Here is an 18,043-nt window from a genome sequence, read left to right on the forward strand (position 1 = left end):
GTCGGTACCGGTCCGTCAGCCCGGGCTGCCCCGCCCGGCACCACCGGGACCGATGTGGTCAGCCTCGCCCGATAGCGACACCCACGTCACCGGCATGGGACAAAGATGGGACAGCGACCTCATGGATGATCGACTCCTCGCCTCCGACCACGAGATCGGTACCGCGTTGAAGCGGTTCCGGGGACGGCGGAGCTCCGGGATATGGCGGAGGCGGCCCATGTGAGCAAGTCCAGCCTCAGCCGTTACGAGAACGGCGCACCGATCCCACTGCACCTGGCTTCGGTGCTCGACCGTGTCTACTCGGCACGGGGCTGGATCGAAGCCGCTGTCCTGTCCGCCAGTCGGGGCCACTGGGATCCGTGGCGCACCGACGAGGTCAGCAGACTTCACGTGCACACCTGGCCATCCGGGTACAGCGGCCTGGTGGCGATACACCTGCGGCCGACGCCGGCAACCGTCGGCCGGCCACACCAGATACGACTGGCCTGGGGTCCGTGGAGTGCCCGGTTGACACTGACCCTCCCCCGATCCGGCCTACGGCTGATGACCGGCAAGAGCCGCGGTGAGGTGTCCGTACCGTTCCAACTCGACTGCGACCCGCCCGTACACGCGCTGTTCCTCGTCGGCGCGCCAAACGATGAACCACACGTCGACATCCGGTCGCTCTGGTACCGGGCGGTGAACTGATGCTACGGATCATGTTGTGCGGCGCCCACGACACAGAGCGCTACCGCGAGGACTTCATCCACGTCGCCAACGGCTTTGACGCGGAGGTCTGGCACTACCTGTCCGGGGACATCCTGCATGTCAACCACGCGCAGGCAAGTTGGGAGACCAACTCCCGCGACACCGTGCGGCACGCACACGTGTGCGTGTTCGTCATCGTAGAGGCGTACGGGGAGATCACGTGGAGGACGGAGCTCCGGGAGGCCCTGGCCATCGGGAAGCCGATCCTGGTCCTCTGCCTCGATCGGACCTACCAGGTGTACAAAACCCTCACCAGGGAGGCCGCCGGAATCCGCGACCGCGACAAGCAGAAGCTGGTCGACATCCTCAGCGAGGTGGAGTCAGAGCGACGGCTGACCATCATCCCGTTCTCATACGGAGGCTTCAAGGACCGCTTCAAGAGTCAGCTGTCCAGGCTGACGGAACTGGCCCTACACCAGATGGAGGAACGCAACAAGCGGGCTGCGGTGGCCCGGCTCTTCGATGAGCCCACTCGGCTCAGCCGGTCCGAACTTCTTGTCGGCGCCGAGATCGCGGTTGACGAGTTCGAGAACAAGATCGCCCGGAAGCAGGCGATTCGCGCGCTCGCCGCACACCGTGCCGCCGACGAGGAGATCATCATCGCCCTGATGTCCAGCATGGAGCAGGGAGTACAGCGACTCGCGATCGAGCTGCTACCGAAGCTCTACGTGCCTCGGCCCGCCGATCCGGAATTCTTCGCACACTGCATCTCGGTGGCAAACCGGACCGCTGACGTCGGCGTCGCCAGACGCCTCATCCCGGCGCTGGTCGGCATCGATCTGCCGGCCGCCGTCCGAGCGATGGCCACGCTCGACCTCGTCGAGTCCGGCGCCCGCCGCCGGCTGGCCGAAACGCTCGAGACATACGAGCAGCACATCACCGATCCCGAGGTGGTCGACGGCGTGTGTTCTCTGCTCACGCGCTGCCTGACGGGTGAGTCGGAGCTGGATTGGAAGACCCGCTGCCGCGAGTTCTACGAACGGCTTACCTCAGGTCGACCCCGCGACCCCAACCATTCGAGCCACAATGAGGACGGACGGCCGCAGGAATCCGGGTGACGGCAACGCATGGCCGACTCACCCCGCCCGAAGCTCCAACGCAATTTCGTCCGAAAGTCGCGATCGAATTGACAGATCTTGAACAGCGGGTTGATCAGGGGTTGCGATTCCGCCATCAGTAGAGTGCACTCACCCTTACCCCGAACGAAGGGCAGAAGGTCGGTGCAATGGAGCCGTTGCTCCTGACGCATGAACCGCCTTCCGGCAAAGAAACGGAAAGGGAGGATCAAATGGCGACCTGGGCCGACCTCAAATCCTACGTACGGTCGAACTACAAGATTTCCGATGAGCAGCAGGACCTGATCAAGCTCGTCTTCGAGACCGGGAACCTGCGTTCACAGGTCGTGCTGCTCTGCCACGTCGCCCTGGCGGACGGGGATGAGGAGTGGGTGCAGATCGAGTCGGCCTTCGGGGACTTGAACTCGGTGAACCTGGTACAGGCGCTGCGCGAAGTTGGGAACACGGTCTGTGGCGGAGTGTCCGTCGTGGGGGACATGGTGACCTTCCGCCACGCCGTGCCCCTGCTCAACCTGAACATCAACGAGTTCGAACGGCCACTGGCGCTCGTGACGTCGACCGCGGACCGGCTTGAGCATCTCCTCACCGGGGCGGATCGGTACTGAACGTCGCGCGAGGCGGGCAGGCGACGGTCGACTGCCTGCCTGCCTCCGGCCCAGACTTTGGCGAGGAAGGACTATGGCTCGTCGTCTGATCCTCGTTCGAGCGCCGGCGGGCCTGCCATTTCCGCTAGCGGGTGCCCGCCCTGGGTGCGTGGTGCGACAACCTCTGCCGCAATCCCGCCTTCGTCCGCCACCTCGATATCCAAGGCCTCAGGCTCCGAGGCAGCGACAACCTCGATCGAATGCGGCTGGTTCCCGCGCCGGAGCCGCTCAGCGACCGCGCCGGCGACCTGGCGTATGGCGACCGCCTGCTCCCGGTAGCGCAGCGGTGGCGACGCCGTAATCTTGACACCCCGTTCGCGGGCAATCGCCGAAATCGCCGCAGAAGTGTTCGGGACCAACGCCGCGACGAGCGTGACAAACATTCCCGGCGTCAGTTTCCTGCTGCCGCGGAGGCGGCCGGCACGGAACGCGATCTTCACCGGAACGCCGACAGAGGTTTCGCCAACCATGCCCGCGCTACGCAAACGTGTATTGCCGTCCGGCACGTCGGCAGAAGAGCACAGGGCGATCAGCACGTCGACGGCCTGCCGCACGAGCCAGGCCCTGCCGGGCATGGGTGGCAGCTGATCCGTCAAACGTTCGATCTCGTGCTCCAGCGCCCGGGATATCAGCAATTCTGAGGCGCTGCCGAACTCGATTTCTTCAATCTTGTTCCACGGCACCTCCGTACCATCGAAGCTGATCGACTTGGAGGAGATCGCCAGACTCCCGAGTTTGTTCAGGTAGCCGACGGCGATGCCGGGCATGCCCGGGAACTCGGGATGGTCCCTCAAGAGGTCCCCGAGCCCGACCGCCCAGGTCTCCTGCAGGGGAAGCGCCGGACCATCCACCGTGGCGAACATTCTCGGAACCGTGGCCGCGACCTCTCGGACCGTCCTACTCGTTCCCGCGATCCAGGTGGCCAGATTCTCCGGCGGCCGGGGCAACTTGCCGCGTACGTGCCCGCTCGCATTGCTGACCGCCTGCCCCGTCTCGTGTAACCAGCGTCTCCTGCTCATCATCATCCATTCGTGAACCGCCGGTGGTAGTGCACAAAATAGGGCTGGTGACGCCGGCCGCCAACCGCCGGAACGGCCCAGTTGGGCTCGCTCCGTACGCCCAGGGACGACGGACGGTCCACGCCGATATCACCTGTTCTCGTAGCCGCCACACTCACGGCCAGCAAACCGCGACGATCATCCCTGCCTGGATCCAAATCGTCATGAGGCGGCACCCCTCGTCGCCAGCGAACGTTCTCTGATGCGTGTCAGATTCCCGTCATTGACATACTGACGTTCGACGCCGAGGCTTCGTAGTCCCGATACGCCATGGAGGATCGGTATGCGACTCTTCGGCAACCGTCGCGACAAGCGCAATGACTCCCACGGCTCCGATCGACTTCGCCCGATAAGCGTCAACGACGCGGACTGCGTGGAAGTGCGGCGCCTGCTGACCGACTTCGAACAAGCAGTCGGCCACGATGCACCGGTACGCCGGGCCGCGAACGCGATCGCCAAGGCGGGCGGCTACACCAGCATGGTCGACCTGGTCACCACGGGCGGCGACGTGCATCGCCCCTGGCGGTGGCTGAGTGCGGTGGCCCGTTACGCCGCCGACAGCGGCGATCCGGTACTGGTGGGGCGGATCTGGCTGTTCGTCAGCTTCTGGTCGGACGCGGTCGCGCCACTTCTCGGCCCAGCGGACTGGATGGACATCGGTCTGGATCGGGCACCGGACGAAGTGCAGGCGGAGGTGGCCGGGTATGCGCTGATCAGCCTTGCCGCGCTGGACGTGAACACCAAGCTCGTGGCCAGCAGCACCGGCGACGTCGACGTCCGCACCCTGCTCGCGGCGTCAGCCGACCGCATCCGATCCCTCAAGGCCAAGGGTCTGGCGATCGATACAGGGATTGTGGAACGAGCCGAGCGGTACTGAAGGAGGCTGATCTGGACCGAGTGATCAAGGTGGTGCGATTTCTTTATGAGGGTTCCACCCCCTGCTGGTGGCAGCGACCGTGGTTGGCTGCCGCACGCCGGTGAACTTTTCACCGACCGCCAGACGGAGTCACAGGCGTTCAAGGCGGCGCTGGCGAGTTTCCGGCGGCTGATTGACCAGGATGACGAGGTCGGTCTTGCACGGCGCAATCTCGTCACCTTCTACGGGCTCGGCGGTATCGGCAAGACAGCCTTGTCAGAGCGACTGGAGGCGTGGGTCAAGCACGACCTGCCACTCGTCAACGGTTGGGGGCCCACGCCGGCCACGAAGGTCGACGCAAGCGTCCGCATCGATCTCCACGGCTCCGCCGGACGGATTGACATGACGGCGGTGCTGCTCGCGCTACGCGCCGGCGTGGCGGACATTCGCCGACGCTGGCCGGTCTTCGATCTCGCGTTCACCGCCTACTGGTCCGCTGTGCGCCCCGGCGAGCCGCTGCCCAGTATTCGCAGCCGCACCGAGTACGCCGACGTCGTCGCCGACACGGCCGGTGAGATCCTCAAGGACCTCGGATCCGCGGCCGACTACACCGTGGGCACCCCGGTCGGCATCGGCGTGTGGGGCGTCCGCAAGATCATCGGGATCCTACGCCGGCGGCGTGACGTACGGCTCGGTGTAAGCGCATTCGCTGGCTTCGAAGACTTCCTTCTGCGTTGCGCGGACGACCCCAGCCCCACGGAGGCGCGGCCGGTCCTTGCCTGCGAAATCGCGGCGACCCTGTCATGGGAGCTGGCGACGATGGCCCCGTCCCCGCTCTTGACAGTCTTCGTCGACACCACCGAGCGCCTTGCACTGGATAAGCGAAGGGTGTCGGAGTGCCACCTGAACACGCTGATCCATGACATGCCCAACGTCCTGTTCGTGCTGACCGGGCGGAACATGCTGGACTGGTACGACGAATGCCGAGCCGACCTGCCGTACCGCGGCCGGTGGACATGGCCAGGCCTAGTGCCAGGTGCACAGGACGCGCCACGGCAGCACCTCGTCGGTAATCTCTCGCCGTCCGACACGCGGGCGCTGATCGAGCGCGGCCGGCGCCTACTCGACCTGCCGATGAGCGACGAGGTGGTGGAGGAACTCGTTCGATCGTCGGCCGGCCTGCCCCAGTACCTCGAACTCGCCCGACAGGTCGCACTCTCCGTGAAGGACGCCGGCCAGGGCCGACTGGTCCAGGTCAACGAGGTGACCGGAGGGCTCCGCTCGCTGGTGATGCGCGTCCTGGACGACATTCCCGCCGACGAGCAGCGGGCGATACGGGCGGCCTGCCTGTTCCGCGTCTTCGACACGGCGCTCATCGCCGCGGCCGCGGATGTCGACCACGGGTGCGCCGAACGGGCCGTCACCCGTCCCATGATCGATCGGCAGGACGGCCAACGATTCCCTTACCGTATGCACGACGCGGTGCGGGAAGCGATCCGTCGCACCGATCACCAGGTCGCCGGCGGCTGGTCCGAGCGCGATTGGGAAGTGGCCGCCAGCCGTGCGGCCGCAGCGGCGCGGCTGATGCACGACGCTGCCAAGGAACGCGAGGAGAACAGCGGCGTTCTGGATGCCATCGGTATCGCCATTGGGCTGGTGTGCGAGCAAGACACCACGCTGGAGGCCTCGCCGAGCGCCTCCTACGCGGATTGGCTGTCGAGGGCCATCGTGTTCAGCCCGTCCGTGCAGGGGCTGCGCCCCCGCGTGCCGACGGCGAGCAGAACCGAGTACGGCCGGCACGTGCTGAACTTCATCGCCGCCAAGGCCCTGGAGACGCCTGCCGAGGAACGCCTGCGGCTCCTTCGCCACATTTCCCGCGCCGACCACCCGTTGCGCAACATCGCCCGCCGGCATCTCGGCTACACCCTCAAGGCGCAGCACCGCTGGGACGAGGCGCTGCAGGTCTTCGACGAGCTTTCGGCGGAGGTCCCGACCCCGTTGCACCTCGGGCAGCGGCCGCAGGTTCTGAGCACGGCACGCCGATTCGTGGATGCCCGGGACGCCGCCGCGAACCTTCGGGTCCGGGCACTGATCACTCGGACCCAGGAGTACGCGCACGGTCGCCCGCAACGGTACTTCGCTGAAATTGGCGAGAAGCTGTCGGGGCTGCGTGCCGCCGGCCGCCAGCGAGAATACCTTGAGGATCTCGGGGTGTTCCTCGAACGCCGGGCTTTCCTGCTTGACGATGTCGGCATCGACGAGGTTGAGAACTTCCGCGACATGGCCGAACTCGCCGGCCATACCGTCGCTACCCGCAGCGCCCTGCTCGCCATGGTTCTCGTGCACCGGTCTGATCCCGCGGAGATCTCGGTCATGCTCGATCGGCTCAAGGCCTTGGACCTGGCGTCCGGCCCCACCGGCGCCATCGGGTTCCGATACGCCTTTGCAGAGTTCTGCGACGCCCGACTCGCTGGTGACTGGGACCGGTTGACTGGGCTACAGCAGGAAGTCGACCGACTAGAGGGGCGCACCCGCCCGTGGGTGCCGGTCGAATGCTTCCTTCAATCGGTCGGTCTGCCGGTCCGGCCGGTGCCGACACAGTGGATCGAGCCACACGACCTCGTTGGCCGGCGCTGGGCGCGACATCTACGCTCTTACCTCAGACGCCACGACGTTCGTCAATAGGGAGCAGAGGCCGACCATGGAGGTCGCTGCGCCCGGCCCAATAATCAGAACGTACGTGGTGTCAGAAACACGACTGACGCGATGATCGTTCGGCACCGTTCGCACATCCAGCCGAGAGATATAGGCCAAAGGGGTGATAGGGCGGCAGCCTTCAATCCGTATTCTGTGTCGCAGGTGTCCACAATCCAAATTCCGAACGACCGTCCGCCACTCGCACGTCCCGGGCCTCACTGGTCGAACTTTACCTTCGGGTACTTTTAGGAGGAGCAGTGGGAGACAAGGCTACACAGCTGGCTACGCGCCTTGCGGTAAAGGAGTGCGCCGAGCTGTTTCGGCAAACTGCGGGAACCTTGGGATCGAGCACAGGTCGGCTTCTCGGGAAGCTGGGGATGCACGACAGCAACGCCTTCTTCACACCGACTGACAATTCACCGTTTTCTGGCCTCGATGACGACAAGCCACACTTCAGTGTCGGCGTGGGTGTATCCAAGTTCAACGCCGGCGCGAAGGGGAACGCCTCTTTTGTCCACATGTATGTGTGGGATCGAGGCGACATCCGCGAGGTGTTGTTGGCCTGTGGCCACGGTATCGGAGGCGGCGGGCACGCGAGACGCTCGGTAGACGGCTTCGTGCGAGCCTTCCAGGCCGCGGATCCCGGTTGTCAGGTGGAGACAGTGGCATAGTGGGGCGCATTTCGTCGACTGGGATGATGTGTGTGGGAGCAGTAGGCGGAATTCGGCGGTGGATGTGGCGGTTTCGACGAGGCGCTCTCGTCGTAACCGCCACCATCGCAATCGCGGTCGCGTTGGTCGGGCTGGTCGTCCTTCTGCTGGCTCCGGCGACCGACTGGGCGGGTGGGTCCGCTGTGGCGGATCTGCACGGCAAGGAGCGGGCGGACGCAATCGATGCCGTACGTAAGACGCTGCTCACCGCCGCAGCGGGCGTTGCCGCGCTTGTCGGCTTGTCGTTCACCGCCCGCACCTACTTTTTGTCGCGCCGGGGGCAGATCACCGACCGGTATTCAAAGGCAGTCACCCAACTCGCGGCGGGAAAGCTGGAGGAACGACTGGGCGGGATCTTCGCCTTGGAACACCTCATGGTGGAGTCTCCCCGCGACCACGACACCGTACTCGAGGTCCTCGCGGCGTTCGTGCGCGAACACGCCCCTCTCGCATCTGCCCCTGGCGCGGCTGCGGATACGGGGCAGGCGCCAGTGGCCGAGCCTTGGACTGATCCAAAGCCCGCGACCGACGTGCAGGCGGCGTTGACAGTAATTGCGCGCCGGCCGAACCGGCACGAACGCAACAAGCTCGACCTCCGCAGGGCCAACCTGCGGGGGGCGGAGCTGACCAGGGCCCGCCTTGATCGAGCGATGCTCGATCAGTCGGATCTCCGGTGGGCTCAACTAATCGATGCAAGCATGCGAGGCGCCAGCCTGGTCGAAGTTCAGATGCAGGGCGCATACCTGACCGGGGCCGATCTCCGAGAGGCGGTCCTCATCGAGGGGCGGTTCCGGGACGCCTGGCTGGACGGCGCACAACTCCAGGGCGCGGACTTTTACGGAACCTGGTTGGAGTCTGCAAACCTGACCAGGGCACAGCTCCAGGAGGCAAAGCTTGACGGAGCACGGCTCGGGAACGCGACCCTGGATGGGGCTCAACTACAGGGCGCTGCCCTGCACGGTCGCCCACATCTCTGGTCAATGAACGTGACGGCGGAACAACTGGCTGGCTGCGATATGGACGGAAAGACGCAACTTCCGCCCGGTTTGGCGGCGGCAGTTCGGAACCATTCAACCCGACGCGCTCCGAGGGCGCACCGCGGCGCATCGGAGCCCCGTGAGCCAAAGCCTCACGGTGATGAGGGATAGTGGCGGACTGTGATCCGGTCAAGTTCCAGGTACCAGTCGGGCGATGGCGGCACCCCAGGGTAGCTGCGCGAGCGCTTGCACTCCGTCGCCCATTCAGTGAGCTGAGTGTGGCCAGCTTGTGAGGTGAGCAGGAGCAGCAGGTGCAGGTTCCGGCGGCCGCTGCCCTCGTAGACGTAGCGTTCGAAGTGGCCATTGCCGTCGAGCACCACTTCGAAGTCCTTAGGCCAGAACAGGCCTCCGGGGTCCACCTGATGAGCAATCCACACATGGTGACGGTTAGGTACGTCCCGCACAAGGCCACCGACGCGAATCCGCGTGCCGACCGTCGCGTCGGGCTGCGGTGATGTGAACCGTCCTACGCACGCCCCCCGCTGAACCGGCGGTTCCAATGGCGATGTGGCGGGCTCCGCGTAGATGTCGTTCCACAGCTGACGGAACATGGCCGTGTCACCCCCGAGTGCCTTCACCACCGCGAGCAGCTGATCCTGCGGCGGGCACGGATCGCATTCGAGGATCTCGCTAATTGCTCTGCTTGACAGAGGTCTGCTTCGCTGTTGCACCTGCACGATCGTTTCCAGCTGCACCGGGTCCGGTTGATGTCGGTCCAGGTAAAGTTCGTTCAAAGCAACGCGTAGCCGCTGGACAGCGTCGAACGCAGGAAGTCGAGATGGCATGCCGTGCCTCCAGGAGCCGTAGCCGATACGGATCGTGTGCCTGATATGACCTATTCCAATTACCGCCGCTCGGTGCCTTGAGTTGATCACTTCTGGCTGACAAGTCAGGCTTCCTCAGGAGATGCTCTCGTCCTTTTAGCCGCCCAAGCCGGGCCAAGGCTCAGGCTCACCGTGGTCGTGTGCGTAGGCGCGTGCCCAGCCCTTGGAGCGTGCTGGTACGAATTCCGGCGGACTGCGGACGATCGCCGCGAAAACGACCGGCTCGTATCGCTCGCGCAGGTCTGGGCGGCTCGCATGATCTGCGACCGCTAGGAGTTCGTTTCCCGCCCAGCAGCGCATGCCGTAGTGAGATGCTATCGGCTCGATCAATTCCCTTGGCACGGCATAGATGTTCGGTGGCACAGCTGGGTTTTTCTCGCGGAGCTGTTCGAATAGTTCGGTCAAAAATTCTATCGCGACACGTGGCTGGAAATTGAGGCTCTGTGACCAGGACTGGTAACCGTCTCGGAGGAAGTCCTCGGCTTGATGGGCGTGCAAACCGGCTTTTCTGTAGATTGCCCAACCGCTTCTCATCATGCCCATCCCGTCTTCCCGGCCTACACAACTCAGGGCGTACTCATAGAGCTGCGCCAGGTCGGTCGATCGGAACGGGGGCTCCTGCCAGAACGCCGTAGGTTTCCTTCTGCGGCTGAAGACCGACACTTATGCTCCTCCAGCTGAGGAATCGTTGTCTGGTGTCGTGTGGTGGTACGCCCATCCAATCAAGCCGGCCTACAAATGACCAGGTCTGCTCAATCGTCCTAACGGATCGCTCTGACCAACCAACAGGACGACCACGTCCGTCGATCATTATGTATGGCGGATCCCTGACAGCTGCGACGGTGGCGGCGAAGGCGGGCTCATTCCCTGGTGGCGCTGATCGGGCGGCGAGGCCGAGATCTCCCCGGTTCACGGCATTTGTCAGATTGTCTGGGTGTCACGCTTCGGAGGCGGCACGACCGCCGCGAAGGCGACAGCCTGCTTGTTAGCGTGGGTGAACACGTTCATCGACGCGTCGACGACGACGGGTTTCCGCTGTTGAGCGCGGTATCGCGCCCCCGGCTGCTAGGGGCACGACATGACGGACACCTCCAGCACCAGGCCGCCTGCCAGATGGCGCCAACGGGGGCTGCGTGGGCTCAACCTGACCTGGAAGGCGACCGTCCGGTCGGGACAGTGGGTGAAGACGCGCTGGGAGCACCTGGTCGCGGCGCTGCAGGACGCCGAGCCCGCCGCGGCACCGACCGTTCCACCAGCCCGACGCGGCCAGCTCGTCGAACGACGAACCGCGTCGGGGCCTCTTACGGTGCCGGCTCGGGACTACGTTTTCCACTTCATCGTTCGCGCCACCTTCACCTGGTCGTCAGATCGGCTGAGCGCGGACCGGCTCAGCTGGCACGCCCAGGCCTGGACACCGCAGGCGAGCCAGCGGGTCAGGCGCGCCGCGGCGAAGCTCTCCCGCACCCTCCCCGCGGCGGAGGCCGGGAAGCTCGAGGTGGCGCTGCAGGACGAACTGGCCAGGCAGGGCCGGTGGACCTCCGGGCGCACAGACGCCGTGGTCACCTGCGTTCCCGAGATCTCAGTGGAACTCGACGAGCAGGTGCGAGAACTCCTCCGACCGTCCGGTGAAGAAATCATCAAGGCGGAGCGCGAGTACGAGGTACACCGGCGGCGGGCCGAGTCTGCCGAGCGGATCTGCCGGCAATGGATCACGGTCATGGAGCTGTTCGTCGACAGCCCGGCGGCCGAAACCTTCGGGCAGGATGTCAAGGACGACCTGATCAGCGCCGTCCAGCAGGTCAAGCGGGACGCCGAGGCCGCTGCGGAGTGGAGCAGGAAACTGCGGACGGCGGGTCCCGTCAACGCCGACCTGTTCCATCCGCACACCTGGTTCGACCATCCCGCCTCTCCAGCACCGGACGAGGGGCTGGCGAACGGGCAGCCCGAGCCGGCGGTCGACACGCCGAAGACCGACGGCGATCAGCCGGCAGCCGCAGATTCCGGCAGCAACCCGACCCGATGATGTGTGGTTCGAACCTGAGACGCCGACGGATCAAATTCGCACCCACAGGCCGGCAGGCCCGATGATTGCCGGCCGCCCAAGCGAGCGAACTCCGTCGTTAGCAGACTCCTGCCAGTCAGATACGAGGGTGGGCGTCTTCGATCCGCTCAGCCTTGACGTACGTCAGGAAGCCAGTCTGGTCCGCGGCCGGCAGCGCATGGAACGCGGCGTAGGCAACGCTTCGCGAGTGCGCAGTCTCCGCGGCGAGGAGTCCGATGATCGCGGCCCAGGAGAGCGAGACCAGGTGGAACACGCGGTCGTCGCGTAGCGCCGGAAGCCGGCTCAGGTCGCCCAGCCGCGTTGCCGCGTCGTCGTCGGTGGCCGCGCGGTCGACCAGCTCGAAAACGGCCTTGCCCCGGTACGGCCCGCCCCGCTGGACCAGCTCTGTCAGATCCTCGTTGGACATCTGCCGCACCGGCGGCGCCGGCCTGTGCGGTGGGGGCGGCGCCGTCATGGTTCCTCTCCAAAAATCTTCGAATACTCTTCGCGGATCAACTGGTTCAGGCGGTCCACCGACTCCTGGTCGCCGAGGGATTCCGCGTGTCTGATCTCCTGCTGGTACGCGCGAACCTCGTTTTCGTAGCGGACGACAGGGTCTTCAAACCAGCCTCTCATCCCGGCCCAGCCCGCAGCGCGATCATCCCGTAGGTGTTGCATCTCGTGCAGCAGGGCCCCGTACGAGGCGTCGGGGTCGAGGATCAGGTGGCCGGGATTCCCCGGTGACGGACTCGGTCCGTACGCCAGCGCGCCCTCGCGGAAGGTGACCTCGACACCCAGTTCCCGGGCCTGCCGGATGGCGGCCTCCCATTGTTCGGGGTGGGTCTGTTGGGCCGGGCCCCACTTGCGGAGCGGGTCGGCCTCGGAGTGAAGCAGATGCGTTCCCCGGTGGGGCGCGGGTGCCGTGGTGCCGCCCGGGGTCGCGAGACGGCGGAGTAGGGCCTTGAGATCCTCGATGTGCGCCCCGAGCCGGCGGAGGATGGGTGCCAGTCGACGCAGGCTGTTGATCAGGCCCTGCAGCAGCCGGGTGATCCGGGCGGCCCACTTGCCGGCGAGGGCGGTGACCTGGGTGATGACCCACGGCGTGGCCAGGCCGAGGGTGACGCCGGCTTCGGCGAGCCACTCCCACAGTCGGACGGCGAGCACCGAGACAAACTCGGCGATGAGATCACGGACGAGGGTACGAACCATGGCGACGAGCAGGCCGGCACCGGTGGTGATCTCGGCCATCACGCCGGTGGCCTTCGCGAGGGCCTCCAGCGCAGACCGGTGCTCCGCGCTGTGGCGTCGGTAGGCGTCTGAGGCGCTGCCCGTCCAGTCGGCGATCTGAGTCCTGACCGCATCGCCGAGGGTCGCGCCGACGTCCGTGAGTTTGTGGCTGAGGTTGCGCCAGGTCTCGGCGTAGGCGGCGATCTGGTCGGGGTCGCCGGCCAGTTCGTCCAGGGCGTCGGACAACGGCTTCACATGTTCGATCAGCCAGCCCACACCCCAGGCGACGAGCTGACCCAGCGGGTCGGTGACGAAGGCAAGGGCGTCCATGGAGACGGCCAACCCGCCGATCGCGGTGTCGATCCAGCCACCGCCGGCGTAGCTCGCCGCCAGGCTGTCGATGTCCTCGGCGATGAACACCCCGCTGAACGCGGTGGTGCTGTCCTGGCGGGTGGCGATGAGCGGGTTCGCCGCCTGGCTCATTGTTCGGCTCCGCGAGTGAAACGCGTCGCCACCGCCTGGTCACCGCTCTCGTACTCGCGGGCGGTGAATCGTAGGTCGTCGGCGGCACGTTGCAGGGCGTCGGTAGCGCCGTTCAAGGTGTCGATGGTGGCCTGCTGGATCGGGTCGATCAGGCTGGGGATGAGTTGGCACAGCCGGCCGTACGCGTCGCGCCCCAGCTGAACGGACGCTGCGGCGCGACGGCACTGGTCAACCTCGTCGGCAACGCCGTCAACCATGCCGGAATGCGCACGCAGCGTCTGACTGTCGACCTCGAAGCCCTGGTGACCAGCCACGTTTCACCGACGGTGGGGATTGCGTCGATCATCGTCGCCGTCGTCGGGCGGTGCCGGGAACCGGGTGGCGTAGCTACCCACGACTGCGCGCCCGGTCTCGGAGCCAGCGCCGACCGTCTGGGCGGCAACGTCAGCCACCGCCTCGGCGAGGCGGGCCTGCGCCCGGCGCATGGTAACCATGATCTCCGCGGCGATCCGCTCCCCTGACCACCCGCACACCCGATCGTCGAGCCGCAGCTCCGTGACTGTGCCACTGCCGGCCACGGTGACCTCCACGGCGCCACGGCCGCCGGTCGCCGACACTGTCAGGTCAGCGATCCGCTGCGACATGACCTGCGCCTGGGCCGCCCGCTCAGACACGGATGCTGACCAGGACCGCACCCACTCTTCGGCCGCGTCCGCTCCCGCGCCGAAGGGCGGATCCATCACAGTCGTTCCCCCATGCCGTCACCTTAGCGACCGGGGCGGCTCGGTCGCAGTCCCGCGAAGCGCGACCGGCCGGCGCGCGAACCAGCCGGCCTGAAGAATGCCGCATACCGCACCGATCGGGTCGCAATTCGCGACGACCCCTGGGTACTCGTCAGGCACTACTTTGGTGTAGACCCGCTTGTCAGCGCGCCACCGCGCCGGACTCCGCACCTAACCCTCGGAGTGACCGCGTCCTTCCAGCGCCCACCTGGCATGTCCCTCCGCGGCTTCGTACGCGGCGTCCTTGGCGATCTCCTTGATGGCATACAACCGTGCCGTCTGCGCCAGCGCTCTCGCCGCCAATTGAAGCCGATTACCGGACGCTTGCCGCACCTGCAGCCAGTCTGGGTCCGCCGCAAACTGCTGCGCCAGCATCAGCATCTTCGGCTGGAAGCCACTATCGCGCTCAAGCGTGTAGCCCGGAGGCATCTCGTCACTGCCCGCTCGCCACTTGTCGATGAAATCAACGACCTCCTGCGAGCTGGTCAGCACCGTCAGCGAGTTCTCGGCTGGAAGGTGTTCCAGCGCCCAGAACACTGCGCGAAGGTCGGCACCGAGGGCTCGGTCCCCAACGACGCCCTTCGGCTGAGTTGCGGTGCCGAGCGCCCACTCACCGTTGTCTGCCACATACCCCCAACTGATCGGGTGAAAGATTGGCCCCTTGGTGTTGACCTTGTAGAAGCCGCTGCAGCCCACGGTGATGGCTGCGCCAGGTGCCGTCGCCGCGTCCGCCAACGGGCTGCGCAGCGAGTACTTGTCCTTCCTTACCTGGCTTCCCCTGCCGAACGTGAGTTCACGTTGCTTCGGGGGCCGGCCGGAACGAGGCTGGGCGCAGACGTCGCGGCTGAACCTTTCCCGAAGGGCGGCGGGATGTTGCCAAACCTGCGAATCCCTCCGCACGGCGATCACGCCGCACTCACCGCACACCGTCGCGTCCGCTGCATCGTCGCTTGCCCAAGTCACCGTGAGAGCGTAGCCATCGTTCATGATCGCCGCCTGCCCTTGGTCGCTACCGCGCCGAGAGTGCCGCAAGTCGTCCTAACCTTGGGCGAACCAAGTAACAACCCATGTGATCTACGTGGCTACGCGGCTACGCGGCTCAGGGCGCCTGCTCCAAGGGCACCTCCCACGTCGTCCCGAGCAGCTTCGCGAGACGCTGCCCGAGCAGATGGTATCGGCGTTCACACCAGCCGAGGTACTCGTCAATCGATCCCGGCAAGTCGGGAAGCGCGTTCAGCTCCAGGTAGTTCTTGTAGCCTGCTGCACTAAACGTCTCTTGAGCCCACTCCCGGGGGACGCGGTCCTTCTTGGCAATGTTTTCCGGACCTTCGAGGAGCTGGAGGTTGGCCAGACTGTCGCGGTACCAGATGGCCTCGTTCAATTCGTCCTCTGTGTACCCCCGGTACTTCTTCAACTTCGCGTTGGTGAGCAGTGAGCGGGGAAAGACGTGGTCGATGTGATGGACATTGCGCGTGTTGACGTGCGGGAAGAGCAGGGCGAGGATCGGGAAGATCGCCGGGCTCCCGTACGACCACGAATCCATCAGGTCCTCAACCTCGCCAGGGGTGAAGGTGAGGGTCTTGCCACGGGCGGTCATCCTCTCCTCAAGCTGCACCACCGGGAAGTGGTTGGCACCGTGCTTGTCGATGACCTCACGCAACTCTCGGAGCAGCGTGTCGAGGCCGGAACCCCACACGCCATGCTTCAGCAAGCTCCGAATGACCCAGGAGCGGACAGCAGCCCGGTCGTCCCGTTCTGCCGGTCGGTCACGGTAATGCTCGTCGAGCCCCCGTCGGTGGATGTAGTAGGCAATAGGGATGAGAACGCTGTTGGCGGTGAGGTTCGCGGCCGAGAGCCCGAAGTCTCCCAGAAGGCCAGCGGCCACGGTCAACGCATCGCTCACCTCGTCCCAACGCTCCTCCAGGCGCAGCATGTTGCCGCGGTTGAAGTTGCGGACCTTGAAGCCGACATCGGTCACGCCGGTAAGCATGAGTCCGCTCTTGAGGACCACGTCCTTGCTGAACCAGAAGCGCTGTTCAGGGCCGTTCAGCGTGTCGACGAGGGACTGGATCTCCTTACGGGCATCCCGCTTGTTCCACTGGGCGGTCGCAATGCTGAGCAACAGGTCACTCTGCGAAAGCACCGTACCGGCTGAGTTGACGCGGATGAATATATCGAGCACCTTGTCGATGTCCTGATCGGATTCCTCGTAAAAGTGCAGCATGGGCTTGCTGTGGATTGCGCTGAAGAGGGTACCGACGAGTTTCGAAGCGTAGCCGTTGTTGCCCAGACCGTGCGAGGCGAGCATGCCCATCAACTCCCCAAGGTCGCTCGCATCGAAGAGTTGGTAGACCGGGAACCAGTAAGCGGAGCCGTCAGTTGGCTGGGTGACGGGCTCGGCTAACATCCGGAAGTCGTGCTTCACGCCCCGCTCGTTCTCGGCAGCTTCTCGGAGTACGTTCAGGTGCAGCCGTCGAGCCGGGTACGACTTGGCCTGGTTTTTCTTTCCATAGCGGACCCTGCTGGCGTAGTAGCCGCGCAGCGCCAAGTTGAGCGAGGTCAGCCGCTGCTGGCCATCGAGCACCGCGACGACGGCCTGTCCCTTGGGGACGTCCAACTCCTTGCTGTAGCGGTTGTCCTTCTCGTGGTACTCCCGCATGAACTCGTAGAACTTGAACTGTGCCGAGGTCTCGGACCGGACATGCCACGAAAGGAAGGATCCGATCGGATAGCCCCGCAGGATGCTGTCGAAGAGCCGGGTGATCTGGTCGTCGTTCCACACGAAGGCACGCTGGATCGCCGGCAGCACCAGTTCCCGTCGCTGGATCTTCTTGACTGCGTCGACGATGGTGATCGCTGTCTGAAAACCCACGGGTGGTCCTCCATGTCACGGAAGGCTGAGGCAGGACCAAGCCTTGTATGACAACGCCCCCAGGTCAACCCGGGATCAGCCCACGACGATCCCCGTCGTGGGCTTCCCCGTCCATGCCCACATCTCCAGGGCGTGCCGGTCGACCAGCGTGATGTTGAGCCGCCGGGCCAACTGGATGCTCGACTTCACCACAGCCGGGGAGTCCATCGGATTCAGCAGCACCTTGGCGTTGGCTCTGCCCGCAGCCGCGTCCATCCGGGCCAGCAGGCGCTCGGTGCACCGGGAGATGAGTTCCAGCCGGTTCTGCCGGGCAGCCCTCAGCCCGAGGCGATGCCCGTCCAACTCCCCCGGCGACGCGTCCAGCACCCGGTCGAGTTCAAGCACGGCGTACGAAGCGCAGCCGAACCTCGGACGCCGACGGATCCGGTGGCCACCCACCCGTTGAGCATCCGCGCACCGGCCATGACCGGCGGCTGCCGCAGCAACCACTGCGCGGTACGGATGTCCGGGCAGCGCAGCAGGTACTTGTCTTCGGCGAGTGTCTTTGTGCCGTCCCGGATGCCGAAGGCTTCCAGTACGCCCACCGTCAGCCGCAGCAGTGGCCCACCGCTCTGGTCGACCCGGGACAGCAGCCAGTGCCTGCCGGCGGTCGTCGCGGCTTCGGCACGCAGCCTGCGCTGATGCCCACCCGGAGCGTCACGGCTGACCGGGTGGGCCGCCCCGGGAGTCAGCCGGTGAAGTTCCATGCCTGGTTCTGGCCGCCGACGCACTCCCACTGCTGCACGAAGGCGCCGGGCGGCGGGGCCGTCAGGGCGGGGTTGGCCGCGTCGAGGCACTTGTCGCTGTGCCCGGCCCGCAGCTCCCACTTGTCATCCGCACGGCGCTGAAGGTGCCAGGTCTGGTTCGGGCGCCAGCCGCAGTTCTCCAGCACCAGGCCGGCCCCGTTCTCCGTCCCGCCGCCGCGCACGCTCAGGCACCGCCCGCTGGCG

Annotated in this window: 19 protein-coding genes; 8 read left to right on the forward strand and 11 right to left on the reverse strand. The window is 65.7% G+C overall.

From position 1 onward, the window contains the following. The first annotated feature begins 219 nt into the window (after positions 1 to 219). The 3 genes from JNW89_RS03230 to JNW89_RS03240 all read left to right on the forward strand — a co-directional run bounded on the left by JNW89_RS03230 (position 220) and on the right by JNW89_RS03240 (position 2,428). Positions 220 to 687, forward strand: coding sequence for a hypothetical protein (locus JNW89_RS03230; protein WP_238447623.1), 468 nt, complete (start codon positions 220 to 222; stop codon positions 685 to 687). Continuing rightward, entirely contained in the window at positions 687 to 1,805 is a 1,119-nt protein-coding gene (locus JNW89_RS03235; protein ID WP_238447624.1) for a hypothetical protein, read from the forward strand. Before JNW89_RS03230 ends, JNW89_RS03235 begins: the two co-directional genes overlap by 1 nt. Before the next feature lie 167 nt (positions 1,806 to 1,972). Beyond that, positions 1,973 to 2,428, forward strand: a complete 456-nt coding sequence (locus JNW89_RS03240) for a hypothetical protein (RefSeq protein WP_238447625.1) — start codon at positions 1,973 to 1,975, stop codon at positions 2,426 to 2,428. 71 nt (positions 2,429 to 2,499) lie between these two features. Here the strand turns inward: JNW89_RS03240 and JNW89_RS03245 are convergent, their stop codons facing one another. Continuing rightward, on the reverse strand, positions 2,500 to 3,330 hold the full coding sequence (locus JNW89_RS03245; RefSeq protein ID WP_238447626.1) for a hypothetical protein: 831 nt from the start codon (positions 3,328 to 3,330) through the stop codon (positions 2,500 to 2,502). Positions 3,331 to 3,808: 478 nt separating this feature from the next. Here JNW89_RS03245 and JNW89_RS03250 point away from each other — a divergent pair, with 478 nt between their 5' ends. The 4 genes from JNW89_RS03250 (at position 3,809) to JNW89_RS03265 (ending at position 8,936) form a co-directional block, all read left to right on the forward strand. Then, complete coding sequence (locus tag JNW89_RS03250; protein WP_238447627.1) at positions 3,809 to 4,402, forward strand: hypothetical protein; 594 nt, start codon at positions 3,809 to 3,811, stop codon at positions 4,400 to 4,402. A 45-nt stretch (positions 4,403 to 4,447) separates the two neighbouring features. Then, positions 4,448 to 7,066 carry a hypothetical protein gene (locus tag JNW89_RS03255; RefSeq protein ID WP_238447628.1) on the forward strand — a complete coding sequence of 873 codons (2,619 nt, stop codon included), beginning with the start codon at positions 4,448 to 4,450 and terminating at the stop codon, positions 7,064 to 7,066. 389 nt (positions 7,067 to 7,455) lie between these two features. Then, positions 7,456 to 7,749, forward strand: coding sequence for a hypothetical protein (locus tag JNW89_RS03260; protein ID WP_238447629.1), 294 nt, complete (start codon positions 7,456 to 7,458; stop codon positions 7,747 to 7,749). A 182-nt stretch (positions 7,750 to 7,931) separates the two neighbouring features. Continuing rightward, positions 7,932 to 8,936, forward strand: a complete 1,005-nt coding sequence (locus JNW89_RS03265; RefSeq protein ID WP_238447630.1) for a pentapeptide repeat-containing protein — start codon at positions 7,932 to 7,934, stop codon at positions 8,934 to 8,936. On the opposite strand, the gene JNW89_RS03270 is transcribed toward JNW89_RS03265, so the two are convergent. Next, complete coding sequence (locus tag JNW89_RS03270; protein ID WP_238447631.1) at positions 8,918 to 9,520, reverse strand: hypothetical protein; 603 nt, start codon at positions 9,518 to 9,520, stop codon at positions 8,918 to 8,920. The genes JNW89_RS03265 and JNW89_RS03270 overlap by 19 nt on opposite strands. Before the next feature lie 225 nt (positions 9,521 to 9,745). After that, positions 9,746 to 10,312, reverse strand: a complete 567-nt coding sequence (locus JNW89_RS03275) for a hypothetical protein (protein ID WP_238447632.1) — start codon at positions 10,310 to 10,312, stop codon at positions 9,746 to 9,748. A gap of 415 nt (positions 10,313 to 10,727) precedes the next feature. Between JNW89_RS03275 and JNW89_RS03280 the strand changes: the two genes are divergently transcribed. Beyond that, complete coding sequence (locus JNW89_RS03280) at positions 10,728 to 11,672, forward strand: hypothetical protein (protein WP_238447633.1); 945 nt, start codon at positions 10,728 to 10,730, stop codon at positions 11,670 to 11,672. A gap of 115 nt (positions 11,673 to 11,787) precedes the next feature. On the opposite strand, the gene JNW89_RS03285 is transcribed toward JNW89_RS03280, so the two are convergent. The 8 genes from JNW89_RS03285 to JNW89_RS03320 all read right to left on the reverse strand — a co-directional run. Then, positions 11,788 to 12,117 (reverse strand): hypothetical protein, encoded by a 330-nt coding sequence (locus JNW89_RS03285; protein WP_238447634.1) that lies wholly within the window; start codon positions 12,115 to 12,117, stop codon positions 11,788 to 11,790. Between the two features lie 44 nt (positions 12,118 to 12,161). Then, positions 12,162 to 13,400: a WXG100 family type VII secretion target gene (locus tag JNW89_RS03290; protein WP_238447635.1), complete on the reverse strand. Its 1,239-nt coding sequence runs from the start codon at positions 13,398 to 13,400 to the stop codon at positions 12,162 to 12,164. Next, positions 13,397 to 13,714: a type VII secretion target gene (locus JNW89_RS03295; protein ID WP_238447636.1), complete on the reverse strand. Its 318-nt coding sequence runs from the start codon at positions 13,712 to 13,714 to the stop codon at positions 13,397 to 13,399. Before JNW89_RS03295 ends, JNW89_RS03290 begins: the two co-directional genes overlap by 4 nt. 3 nt (positions 13,715 to 13,717) lie before the next feature. After that, positions 13,718 to 14,140 carry a YbaB/EbfC family nucleoid-associated protein gene (locus tag JNW89_RS03300; RefSeq protein WP_238447637.1) on the reverse strand — a complete coding sequence of 141 codons (423 nt, stop codon included), beginning with the start codon at positions 14,138 to 14,140 and terminating at the stop codon, positions 13,718 to 13,720. Positions 14,141 to 14,353: 213 nt separating this feature from the next. Continuing rightward, positions 14,354 to 15,169 carry a hypothetical protein gene (locus JNW89_RS03305; RefSeq protein WP_238447638.1) on the reverse strand — a complete coding sequence of 272 codons (816 nt, stop codon included), beginning with the start codon at positions 15,167 to 15,169 and terminating at the stop codon, positions 14,354 to 14,356. 112 nt (positions 15,170 to 15,281) lie between these two features. Next, positions 15,282 to 17,054, reverse strand: coding sequence for a DUF262 domain-containing protein (locus tag JNW89_RS37495; RefSeq protein WP_238447639.1), 1,773 nt, complete (start codon positions 17,052 to 17,054; stop codon positions 15,282 to 15,284). Positions 17,055 to 17,129: 75 nt separating this feature from the next. Next, a complete protein-coding gene (locus tag JNW89_RS03315) occupies positions 17,130 to 17,438 on the reverse strand; it encodes a hypothetical protein (RefSeq protein WP_238447640.1) in 309 nt (102 codons plus the stop codon). A gap of 343 nt (positions 17,439 to 17,781) precedes the next feature. Beyond that, positions 17,782 to 18,043: RICIN domain-containing protein (locus JNW89_RS03320; RefSeq protein WP_238447641.1), on the reverse strand; the 262-nt coding region annotated here is incomplete at its 5' end.

This window comes from Micromonospora sp. 4G55 (assembly GCF_016803375.1).

Excerpts from the sequence above, each read along its gene's own strand:
- JNW89_RS03280 (WP_238447633.1), top strand. The coding sequence starts at position 10,728 with ATGACGGACACCTCCAGCACCAGGCCGCCTGCCAGATGGCGCCAACGG.
- JNW89_RS03240 (WP_238447625.1), top strand. The coding sequence starts at position 1,973 with ATGGAGCCGTTGCTCCTGACGCATGAACCGCCTTCCGGCAAAGAAACG.
- JNW89_RS03250 (WP_238447627.1), top strand. The coding sequence starts at position 3,809 with ATGCGACTCTTCGGCAACCGTCGCGACAAGCGCAATGACTCCCACGGC.
- JNW89_RS03285 (WP_238447634.1), bottom strand. The coding sequence starts at position 12,117 with ATGTCCAACGAGGATCTGACAGAGCTGGTCCAGCGGGGCGGGCCGTAC.
- JNW89_RS03235 (WP_238447624.1), top strand. The coding sequence starts at position 687 with ATGCTACGGATCATGTTGTGCGGCGCCCACGACACAGAGCGCTACCGC.
- JNW89_RS03300 (WP_238447637.1), bottom strand. The coding sequence starts at position 14,140 with ATGGATCCGCCCTTCGGCGCGGGAGCGGACGCGGCCGAAGAGTGGGTG.
- JNW89_RS03260 (WP_238447629.1), top strand. The coding sequence starts at position 7,456 with ATGCACGACAGCAACGCCTTCTTCACACCGACTGACAATTCACCGTTT.
- JNW89_RS03305 (WP_238447638.1), bottom strand. The coding sequence starts at position 15,169 with ATGAACGATGGCTACGCTCTCACGGTGACTTGGGCAAGCGACGATGCA.
- JNW89_RS03245 (WP_238447626.1), bottom strand. The coding sequence starts at position 3,330 with ATGTTCGCCACGGTGGATGGTCCGGCGCTTCCCCTGCAGGAGACCTGG.
- JNW89_RS03255 (WP_238447628.1), top strand. The coding sequence starts at position 4,448 with ATGAGGGTTCCACCCCCTGCTGGTGGCAGCGACCGTGGTTGGCTGCCG.
- JNW89_RS03290 (WP_238447635.1), bottom strand. The coding sequence starts at position 13,400 with ATGAGCCAGGCGGCGAACCCGCTCATCGCCACCCGCCAGGACAGCACC.